Genomic DNA, 10,491 nt, shown 5'->3' on the forward strand with positions numbered 1-10,491 from the left:
TCTATATTGCAAGAGCCTTCTATCAAAAAGATAAAAGGCTCTCTCATTTTTCTATTATTTAAAATATGCGACACCGGATTCAAAGATCTTCATATCCTGCTCGCCATAGATATTGATGGCAACGGATTCTCCGCGTCTTTCAGAATGTGCCATCTTACCAAGCACACGTCCATCCGGCTGGTGATGCCTTCGATCGCCATATAAGAACCGTTGACATTCCACTCCTCATCCATGGTCGGATTGCCTGCCTCGTCCACATACTGGGTTGCGACCTGACCGTTTGCAAACAATTTGTCCAACCATTCCTTGCTTGCAACGAAACGTCCCTCTCCGTGGGATGCCGGATTGCAATAAGTCTGTCCCAGCGTAGCCTGTGCCAACCATGGTGACTTGTCAGATACCACCTTTGTGTAGACCATCTTGGAAATGTGGCGTCCGATCGTATTGTAAGTCAGGGTCGGTGCATCTGCCTGCTGGGTATGAATCTGACCATATGGCACAAGTCCCAATTTGATGAGTGCCTGGAAACCATTACAGATACCAAGGGCAAGTCCGTCACGGTTATTCAAAAGATCCATAACGGCTTCTTTCATCTTTTCGTTACGGAAAGCAGTTGCAAAGAACTTAGCACTTCCCTCCGGCTCATCACCTGCGGAAAATCCGCCCGGGAACATGATCATCTGTGCCTGATCGATCGCCTTTGCAAATACCTCGACCGAATCACGGATGTCCTCGGCTGACTGGTTCTTGAATACCTTGACGATCGGTTCTGCACCGGCACGCTCAAATGCCTTTGCACTGTCATATTCACAGTTGGTACCCGGGAATACCGGAATAAATACCTTAGGCTTTGCCACTTTATTCTTACATACATAGATCTCTTTTGCCTGATACAATCCGGTATCAACAGGATCTTTGTCCTCTGTGGCTCTGGTCGGGAATACCTTTTCCAGTGGTGTCACCCAGTCTTTTAAAGCCTCTTCTATAGAAAGGCTCATGTCTTTATAGATAAAGTTCCGACTATCATTTACAGATCCGATCACGCTTACGTCATGACCAAGTCCTGCCGCCTCCATAGCATCAAGGATGACTGTGGTATCCGCGCCGTTTACTTCGGCTACGATAGAGCCCATGCAGTTTGCAAAAAGTTCTTCTGCCGCTACGCTATCTGCGATCGCCACACCCAGTTTATTACCAAATGCCATCTTAGAAAGTGCTGCTGCCAGACCACTTGCATCCGGTGCATAAGCAGATACGATGGCTCCCTTTTGGATCAGGCTGTGGATGACATCATATAACTTCATGACCTGATCATAATCCGGCAGATCATAAGCATCACGTTTTGCACGGAAGAATACCAAAGCATGGCCTGTCTTCTTTAATTCCGGTGTGATGATGTCGCCCTCTTTTGCAATATCAACCGCAAAAGAAACCAGTGTAGGCGGTACATCGATCTCATTGAAGGATCCTGACATGGAATCCTTTCCACCGATGGACGGCAGTCCGAATTTCATCTGTGCCTGATAAGCACCAAGCAAGGCTGCGAATGGCTGGCTCCATCTCTTTGGATCTTCAGACATTCTACGGAAGTACTCCTGGAAAGTAAAGCGGATCTTGCTGTAATCACCACCTGCAGCTACGATACGGGCAACAGATTCGAGTACGGCAAAGGATGATCCGTGATATGGGCTCCAGGAAGACAGATATGGATCAAAGCCGTATGCCATCATGGTAACGGTATCGCACTTGCCTTCGGCTACCGGAAGTTTGGCAACCATAGACTGGGTCTCGGTCAACTGGTAGCGTCCGCCATATGGCATATAGACACTGCCTGCCCCGATGGAACCATCGAACATTTCCACTAAGCCCTTTTGTGAGCATACATTCAGATCAGATAAAGTAGTCTCCCAGGCTTTTTTCACATCGCCTACAGCCAGAGCATCTGCAACGCCCTCAACTGCATAGGTATGGAAATAATTGTCCTCTTTTACCGGCATTTCCACTGCGACATCTGTCTCCTGATGTGCGCCGTTGGTATCTAAGAAAGATCTCTTTAAGTTGACGATTTCCTTGCCTCTCCACTCCAAGATCAGACGCGGTTCTTCGGTAACGATGGCAACTTCGACTGCCTCTAAGTTTTCTTCCTTGGCATATGCTAAGAACTGGTCAACATTTTCCGGTGCAACAACCACTGCCATACGTTCCTGAGACTCAGAAATGGCAAGTTCTGTTCCATCCAGACCAGCGTATTTCTTTGGCACCTTGTCTAACTGTACGCGCAATCCGTCTGCCAACTCACCGATGGCTACGGACACACCGCCTGCACCAAAGTCATTACATTTTTTGATGATATAACTTACTTCTTCACGACGGAAAAGTCTCTGGATCTTACGCTCTGTCGGTGCATTTCCCTTTTGTACTTCGGCACCACAGACTGCGGTAGACTGGGTGTTGTGTGCCTTGGAAGATCCTGTCGCACCACCAATTCCGTCACGTCCGGTTCTTCCGCCAAGCAAGATGATGCGGTCGCCCGGATCAGAATTTAATCTCTGCACGGCACGTCTTGGAGCAGCCCCATAACGGCACCGATCTCCATACGTTTTGCCACATAATTCGGATGATATACTTCTTTGACATATCCGGTTGCCAGACCGATCTGGTTACCGTAAGAAGAATAGCCATGGGCTGCCTCACGCACCAGTTTCTTCTGTGGGAGTTTGCCTTCCATGGTATCCTTGACGGATACGGTCGGATCTGCAGCACCGGTCACACGCATAGCCTGATATACATAAGTACGTCCGGAAAGCGGATCACGGATAGCACCACCCAGACAGGTAGCCGCACCACCAAATGGCTCGATCTCGGTCGGATGATTGTGGGTCTCATTTTTGAAATTGACAAGCCATTCTTCTGTCTTGCCGTCAACCTCTACCGGCACAATGATAGAGCATGCATTGATCTCGTCAGATTCTTCCTGATCGTCCAACTTGCCGTCCTTTTTTAACTTTTTCATGGCAAGCAGAGCCAGATCCATGAGGCAGACAAACTTATCATCACGGTCCTTGTAAAGGATCTTGAAATTATCCAAATAATCATTGTAAGAATCTTCGATTGGGGCACGATAATAACCGTCCTCAAAGGTAACATTCTTTAACTCGGTAGAGAATGTCGTATGACGGCAATGGTCTGACCAGTAGGTATCCAACACGCGGATCTCTGTCATGGAAGGATCGCGCTTTTCATCCTGAGCGAAATACTTCTGGATATGTAAGAAATCCTTGAAGGTCATGGCAAGTCCAAGAGAATCATAGAGATCTTTTAATTCCTTTTCCGGCATGCTGCTAAAGCCATCAAAGATGGCAACATCTGCCGGATCTTCAAAATGATCGGTCAGAGTCTCAGGCTTATCCATACCGGTCTCTCTGGAGTCTACCGGATTGATGCAGTGCTTCTTGATGGCTTCAAACTGCTCGTCTGTGATCTGTCCTTCAATGACATAGGTGGTTGCGGAACGGATGATGACATCTTCATCTTCCTTTAACAACTTGACGCACTGCTCTGCGGAATCCGCTCTCTGATCGAACTGTCCCGGCAAAAATTCCACGCTGAACGTCCTGCCTTCATAAGCAAATTCTTCTTCGTAATAATCATCGACCGGAAGTTCACAAAAAACGGTCTTTAATGCCTTCTTGTAAGTGTCCTCCGAAATATTTTCAATATCGTAACGGATCAGGACGCGGACGCCTGTTACCGTAGTAATGCCAAGATAACTCTTGATCTCACTGTAAAGTGACTTTGCTGCCACTGCATACTGGGGTTTCTTCTCTGCATAAACTCTTCTTACGTTTCCCATGCTATACCTCCATCTTTCACTCACTTGGACATAGGATATGCCCTATCACATTTACCCATAGTATAGCACATCGCGCTGACCTGCACATAATTATTATCCCTAATCAGATATATTAGTAAATCTTATCTATATCCTTGACTGCTATTATTTGTGCTTATATAATATGAATGATAACATTGCGTTACAAAAAAAGAAAGGAAACCTTATGGATATCAATTACGAACTATACAAAGTATTTTACCATGTTGCATCTTCCCTCAGTTTCTCCGAGGCGAGCAAGCAGCTTTTCATTTCCCAGTCCGCCGTATCGCAGTCGATCAAGACTTTGGAGAAAAAGATCGGTCAGCCCCTCTTTATCCGCAGCACCAAAAAAGTCCAACTGACCCCTGCCGGTGAACTGCTCTTACAGCACATCGAACCAGCCATGAACCTTATACGCCGCGGCGAAGAACAGATCCAGAATGTCAACGACACCAGATTGGGACAACTCCACATCAGCGCCAGCGATACCATCTGCCGCTATTTTCTGGTGCCTTATATCCAAAAGTTCCACGAACTCTACCCGGATGTACCCATCCGCATCACCAATGCGACAAGCAAGTCCTGCGTCGACCTCTTGGAGCAGGGAAAGGTTGACATCATCATCACCAACCATCCCAACTCCCGCATGAATACTTCTTATATCACCCAGACCCTGACAACCTTTCAGGATGTGTTCATCGCCAATCCCACACATTTTCCGCAGGTCACCAAGGAAATGACTTTCAAGGAGATCTCCGGTCTGCCTATCCTGATGCTGGATAAAAATTCTACGACCAGTGAATATCTCCACCAGATCTTTTTGGAACATCGTCTGGATCTGGTACCGGCTTTTCAGTTGTATTCCAATGATCTTTTGATCGACCTGGCGCGCATCGGTCTTGGCATTGCCTTTATCCCGGACTACTGCATCAAACATTCCTCAAAGGATCTGACCGTTGTTTCTACAAAAGAAAAACTTCCACCAAGAAGCCTGGTCGCAGCGACACATCCGTCCCTGCCTCTCGGCGCCTCAGCAGAAGCCTTTTTATCTCTTTTGCCAAAAATCATCCACTAGATCTCCAACCGTATGACGATCGCAGATCTTTCCGTCATTCCATTCCCGCGGAAAGGTCTGCCTGTATTCACTTCTTGTAAAACGCTCATCTAAGAGGGCGATCACGCCCTCGTCACTTTTTGTCCGAATGACGCGGCCTGCCGCCTGGATCACCTTATTCATGCCCGGATAAAGGTAGGCAAAGGAAAATCCGTCTCTCCCGGTCGCCTCAAAATACTGTTTCATGACTTCCCGCTCATTCCCGATCTGGGGCAGCCCCACACCGACAATGATAGCACCGATCAATTTTTCCTCCGTCAGGTCGATCCCCTCCGAAAAGACACCTCCCATCACGCAAAAAGCAACGAAAGAACGCTCTCTTACTTCTTCAAATTCTTTCAGAAAATCTTCCCGCTCCTGCTCACTCATGCCCGAGCGCTGGCAGATCACGTCACAGGAGCCCAGACTTTTTGCCATAAACTTCTGGCTGATCTCCTCCAACATCTTATAGGAAGGACAAAAAACCATGTAATTGCCCTTTTTCTTTTCCACAATGGCTTCGATATAGTCCGCAAAAGCCAGATATTCCGCAAAAGTTCTCCTGGTATAGCGGCTGCTGACATCCCTGCCGATCAAAAGTGCCCGCTTTTCCTGTTCAAAAACAGAGTCCGCATAAATGGCATAGACATCATCATCACAGCACAAAAGTTCCTTATAATAGCGGATGGGAAGCAGGGTCGCCGAGAAAAAGACACAGGCGCGCGACCGATCCAGCCGCTTTTGCAGCATATAGGAAGGATCCACACAAAAAAGATGCAGGCAGAACTGCCCCTTCTCATCATAATCACAGTAAATGCGGTAGTGCTCGTCAAAGTCTTCGGACAGGTTGACAAAATTGCGCACCTTAAAATAAAAGTCTAAGACCTCGTCACGGTCTACGATATTTCCTTCTTTTTGCAGCAACTCATCCATCGCCGCTGCCGCCAGGAAAAGGGCAAACAAAAAGGAATCCATCTCCTCTAAGACAAGCAGTTTCTCACACTGCCGCTTTAAGACAAGCATTTCCTTGTTGCAGCGCTCCAAGGTATTTTCCAGTTTTTTCCCATAGATCTTTAACTTCTTTTTCATGGCAAGAAAGTCTTCTTTGACCAGAGTCTCCGAATACATGTCTCTGGCACGCTCGACCAGATTGTGTGCCTCATCCACCAGAAAAAGATAGTCGCCCCGGATGCCCTCAGCAAAAAAGCGTTTGAGACAGACATTTGGATCAAAGACATAGTTGTAGTCACAGATGATATGATCGACCCAGGATGCGATATCCAGACTGTACTCAAAAGGACAGACCCGTCTATCTTTTGCCCAGCGCAAAATGCAATCCCGATCCATCATATTTTCTTCCTGCAAAATGTCATAGACGGCATCGTTGACACGGTCAAAATGCCCTTTTGCGTAAGGACAGTCGTCCGGGTTGCAGGATCTCTCCTCCAAAAGACACATCTTATCCTTGGCTGTGATCACGACCGTCTTTCCCTCATAGCCCTGTTCTTCCATCAGAAGAAAGGTATCGTGTGCCACGACACCGGTCGCATTTTTGGCAGTCAGATAAAAGATCTTGTCTCCCATATTCTGCCCCATCGCCTGTATGGCAGGAAAGATGGTAGCCAGAGTCTTGCCCGTCCCTGTCGGTGCCTGTAAAAACAAGGTCTTTTCGCGCATGATACTGCGGTAGACATCCGTTACCAGTTTCTTTTGCCCCTGCCGGTAGGCATAGGGGAATTCCAAACCCCGGATGGACTGCTGACGAATCATCTTGTGATGAAATAAAAAATCCGACCATTTCTTATAAGAAGCAACGAGTTCCAAAAACCAAGCCTCGATCTCATCATAGGAATAATGCATCTGAAATCTGCGGATCTCCTCCGTATCCAAATTGCAATAGGTCATCTGCACGCCGATGGCAGGCAGGGCATGCTGGGTCGCAAAAATAAAGGCATAGCACTTTGCCTGTGCCAGATGCACGGCGTTCGGCTCTGCCATCTGCTCCACATCCAGATAGACACCCTTGATCTCGTCGATCATAACGGACGGCTTTGCCTCTTCCTGCCCTTCTTCAAGATCCATCCGGGGATCTTCTAGAAAACGGCTGGTCTCTTCTAACAAGCCTTCCTCATAAATAATGCCGTCGGCTCTGCCCTCAATGGCAAGATCATACTCCTCATAAGAGACTATGAACTTGAGCGGGATCTCTGCGTGATAATCGGCTCCCGCCCGCCTCTGGATCTTGCGGTGAATTCGGCTGCCTTCCTGCATAGCCTCCATGCGCATCTGCCCGCCATGCCGGTCGTCAATATCACCTGCATTCATCAGAAATTCGACGAGATTGCGGACAGAGATCACGATCTGCGGTTTTAATTCTTCCTCTTGTAAAAGCCTACTGATCTTCATATTTTTAGTATAACATAAAATGCCCCCGGCAGGTAAACCTGCGAGGGCATCTTCCATACAATTTAGGCTACTGCAAATTTACGAACCGCCTGCACAAAGGTCGGATCATATTTACTGCAAAGTACCCGCATCTCTCGCTTCATCCCCATGCTCATAACACCAAGCAGGGATTTTGCGTCTAAATATATGGCGCCACTCTTTAAATCAATGGCTTCTGGACAAACGGATGCTGCCTGCACGAATTCCTGTACTTCTTTTTCGTCCTTAAGCATTACCTTCAGTTCCATTTTTTTCACTCCTTTTCACTTTAAAACCGCGAAACTACATTCAATGAAAGCGTTTCCAACGTTTCATTTGACCTATTTAAACACAGGTGTTTTCCTTTGTCAAATCAAAAATTCGTGAAAAATATTAAAATTTCGGGTAATATTTACAGTTTTCCTTTGCAGGGTATTTGTCCTTTTGAAGGACAAATGTCACATTTTGTCGAACATTTAACACTTTGCACACATTTTACTTAATATTACACAAAGCGTCGATATGCTTCTCTATATTTCTGTTCATCTTGCACAAAATTATGTTTTTTTCAAGATCATATCAAGAATTTTATGCCTTTTTATCAAAAAAGTGCATCTTCCAAAGCAACAAAGACCTGCCCCATGGCTGCCTCGATAAAGAGATCCTTCTCCTGGTTCAACTGCACATGCAGTGGCTCTTTGTTTAAAACAATAAGATGGTCGCCCCGGAACTCATAGACATAGGATGCCGCCGGATAGACATTTAGGGACGTGCCTGCCACGATCAGGGTGTCGGCTTTTCGGATCACATCAACTGCCCCTCTGACTGCATCTTCCGGCAGACCTTCTTCATACAGGGTGACCTGCGGACGGATCATGCCGCCGCATTTCGGACATCTGGGAATACCGGTCGTCTCAAAAATATAATTCTCGCCGACTCTCTCTCCGCAGGATGCACAATAATTTTTGTGGGTTGTCCCATGGATCTCATAGACACATTTTGATCCAGCCAACTGGTGCAGCCCATCGATATTCTGTGTAACGATAGCATCCAGTTTTCCGATCTCTTCCAACTTCGCCAGCACCCTGTGAGTGACATTGGGTTCAAAGCCCCGGCTATCCATTTTTTGCCGGTAAAACTCAAAGAAAACCTCCGGTTCTCTCATCAGACAGGTATGGCTCAAGAGGTATTCCGGCTGATACTTGTCAAACTGCACATCATGCTGATTGTATAAGCCGTCCTTGCTGCGAAAATCCGGGATGCCGCTCTCAGTCGATACCCCCGCTCCGCCAAAAAAGACAATATGTTCTGACTCTTTGATCCATTCGATAAATTTCGCTATCAATGCTTCCATGGCACTTCTCCCGCTTTATTTTAAGAAACCGGAAATGATCTGTTCCTCTGCTTCTTCTTCTGTCAAGCCTAAAGTCATAAGTTTTATCAACTGCTCCCCGGCGATCTTGCCGATGGCTGCCTCGTGGATAAGACTTGCCTCTGTCGTTGCCGCAGACAACTGCGGGGTGGCGAGCACATATGCCTGATCCATCAAGATGGAATCACACTCGGTATGCCCTGCACAGCGGTTGTTGCCATTCAAGGTAGAGGTATAATGCTGCTTGCTATGGTCTCTGGCAACGGTACGGCTGACGATATTGCAAGCGCAGTCCTCTCCGTTAAGATCTGCCGTAAACTGTGCATCTGCATTCTGATCACCTGTCGTCATGATGCTGTCATGGATCTCCAGTTTTGCGCGATCACATAAGTCTGCCTCTGTGATACGCAGTGTATCATCAATACCGGAGATCTGGGATGTCTCCATGATCATCTCGGCATCTTCCTTTAAATGAACGATGGTCGTTGGATTCATCAGACGTTTGCCTGTCGTGCCCGGATCTCCCTCGCCGTAATGCTTTTCGATGTAGCGCACCTTAGCACCTTTTTCTACATAAAAGGTATGGATGCCATCGTGACCGCTATCCGCACTGCCGCAGTTGTGGATGCCGCAACCGGCTACGATGGTCACGTCTGCGCCCTCACCGACAAAGAAATCATTATATACCATATCCTTTAATCCCGCCTGTGAAACCACGACCGGGATATGCACGCTCTCATTCTTGGTGCCCGGTTTGATGATGATGTCAATGCCCGGCTTGTCCTCTTTGGTGACAATATCAATATTGGCTGTTGTATTTCTGGCAGAAGATGTGCCATTGGTACGGATATTGTAAGCGCCCACCGGAAGTGAGTCCAGACCGGCAACTTCTTTTAAAATATTCTGTTCAATCGTTCCCACGTCCTTAGTCCTCCTTCATCTTTTCTGTCAGTACACTACAGGTCGAACTCGGCATGCCCATGATCTTTGGCAGAACCTTGTCCTTTGTATCGTACATTTCAACTTTGCCGTCCTTTAAATAAAGAACCTTGTCCGCAATATCCAAGATCCTCTCCTGATGACTGATGATAAGGATGTTTCCGTCGCTGGCTGCCACCATCTTTTCAAAGACATGGATAAGTTTCTGGAAACTCCACAGATCGATTCCTGCCTCCGGCTCGTCAAACAAGGTCAGATCGGAATTTCTGGCAAATGCCATAGCGATCTCGATACGCTTTAACTCGCCGCCGGAAAGACTGCCATCCAGATCTCGGTTGATATAATCCTTGGCACAAAGCCCTACCTCAGACAAGAGATCACAAAGTTCGCTGACTGTCGCATCCTTTCCTGCCGCCAGTGACATGAGATCTTTGATCGTCAGCCCCTTAAAACGGACCGGCTGCTGGAAAGCATAAGAAATCCCACGATTGGCACGATCGGTAATAGACCAGTCGGTAATATCTTCTCCATTTAAAAGGATCCGCCCCTGGCTCGGCTTATTGATCCCGGCAATAACCTTGGCAAGTGTTGATTTTCCACTACCGTTTGGTCCTGTAATCACAACAAAATGATCCTCGATGGTCGCATTGATATGGTCTAAGATCAACTTGCCATCTTCGGTCTCATAACAAATATCCTGTAACTCTAACACCTTTATATCTCCTCTTCTCGCAGGGACGTTCCATTTGCCACAAGGAGTGTCCCTATTGGCTATTTGCGCCAAATGGG

Annotated in this window: 6 protein-coding genes and 1 pseudogene; 1 reads left to right on the forward strand and 6 read right to left on the reverse strand. The window is 47.1% G+C overall.

Going from position 1 to position 10,491, the window contains the following annotated elements; all coding sequences use genetic code 11:
* Nucleotides 1-54: 54 nt before the first annotated feature.
* A pseudogene (locus tag DW996_RS14945) lies at nucleotides 55-3,853 on the reverse strand (phosphoribosylformylglycinamidine synthase).
* Nucleotides 3,854-4,058: 205 nt separating this feature from the next.
* Here DW996_RS14945 and DW996_RS11750 point away from each other — a divergent pair.
* Complete coding sequence (locus tag DW996_RS11750) at nucleotides 4,059-4,949, forward strand: LysR family transcriptional regulator (RefSeq protein ID WP_118281926.1); 891 nt, start codon at nucleotides 4,059-4,061, stop codon at nucleotides 4,947-4,949.
* On the opposite strand, the gene DW996_RS11755 is transcribed toward DW996_RS11750, so the two are convergent.
* From DW996_RS11755 to DW996_RS11775, 5 genes are all read right to left on the reverse strand, one after another.
* Nucleotides 4,920-7,373, reverse strand: a complete 2,454-nt coding sequence (locus DW996_RS11755) for an ATP-dependent DNA helicase (RefSeq protein WP_118535928.1) — start codon at nucleotides 7,371-7,373, stop codon at nucleotides 4,920-4,922. The genes DW996_RS11750 and DW996_RS11755 overlap by 30 nt on opposite strands.
* A 62-nt stretch (nucleotides 7,374-7,435) precedes the next feature.
* Entirely contained in the window at nucleotides 7,436-7,660 is a 225-nt protein-coding gene (locus DW996_RS11760; RefSeq protein WP_118281927.1) for an HPr family phosphocarrier protein, read from the reverse strand.
* A 332-nt stretch (nucleotides 7,661-7,992) separates the two neighbouring features.
* Nucleotides 7,993-8,745 (reverse strand): NAD-dependent protein deacylase, encoded by a 753-nt coding sequence (locus DW996_RS11765; RefSeq protein ID WP_118535918.1) that lies wholly within the window; start codon nucleotides 8,743-8,745, stop codon nucleotides 7,993-7,995.
* Nucleotides 8,746-8,760: 15 nt separating this feature from the next.
* Nucleotides 8,761-9,684, reverse strand: coding sequence for a SufB/SufD family protein (locus DW996_RS11770; protein ID WP_118535920.1), 924 nt, complete (start codon nucleotides 9,682-9,684; stop codon nucleotides 8,761-8,763).
* 4 nt (nucleotides 9,685-9,688) lie between these two features.
* On the reverse strand, nucleotides 9,689-10,414 hold the full coding sequence (locus DW996_RS11775) for an ABC transporter ATP-binding protein (protein ID WP_243069563.1): 726 nt from the start codon (nucleotides 10,412-10,414) through the stop codon (nucleotides 9,689-9,691).
* Between the last annotated feature and the right edge of the window lie 77 nt (nucleotides 10,415-10,491).

It is taken from the genome of Roseburia sp. AM51-8, assembly GCF_003478275.1.
Taxonomy (GTDB): domain Bacteria; phylum Bacillota; class Clostridia; order Lachnospirales; family Lachnospiraceae; genus Pararoseburia; species Pararoseburia lenta.

Coding starts and splice junctions, on each gene's coding strand:
- DW996_RS11750 (WP_118281926.1), top strand. CDS start 4,059: ATGGATATCAATTACGAACTATACAAAGTATTTTACCATGTTGCATCT.
- DW996_RS11755 (WP_118535928.1), bottom strand. CDS start 7,373: ATGAAGATCAGTAGGCTTTTACAAGAGGAAGAATTAAAACCGCAGATC.
- DW996_RS11760 (WP_118281927.1), bottom strand. CDS start 7,660: ATGGAACTGAAGGTAATGCTTAAGGACGAAAAAGAAGTACAGGAATTC.
- DW996_RS11765 (WP_118535918.1), bottom strand. CDS start 8,745: ATGGAAGCATTGATAGCGAAATTTATCGAATGGATCAAAGAGTCAGAA.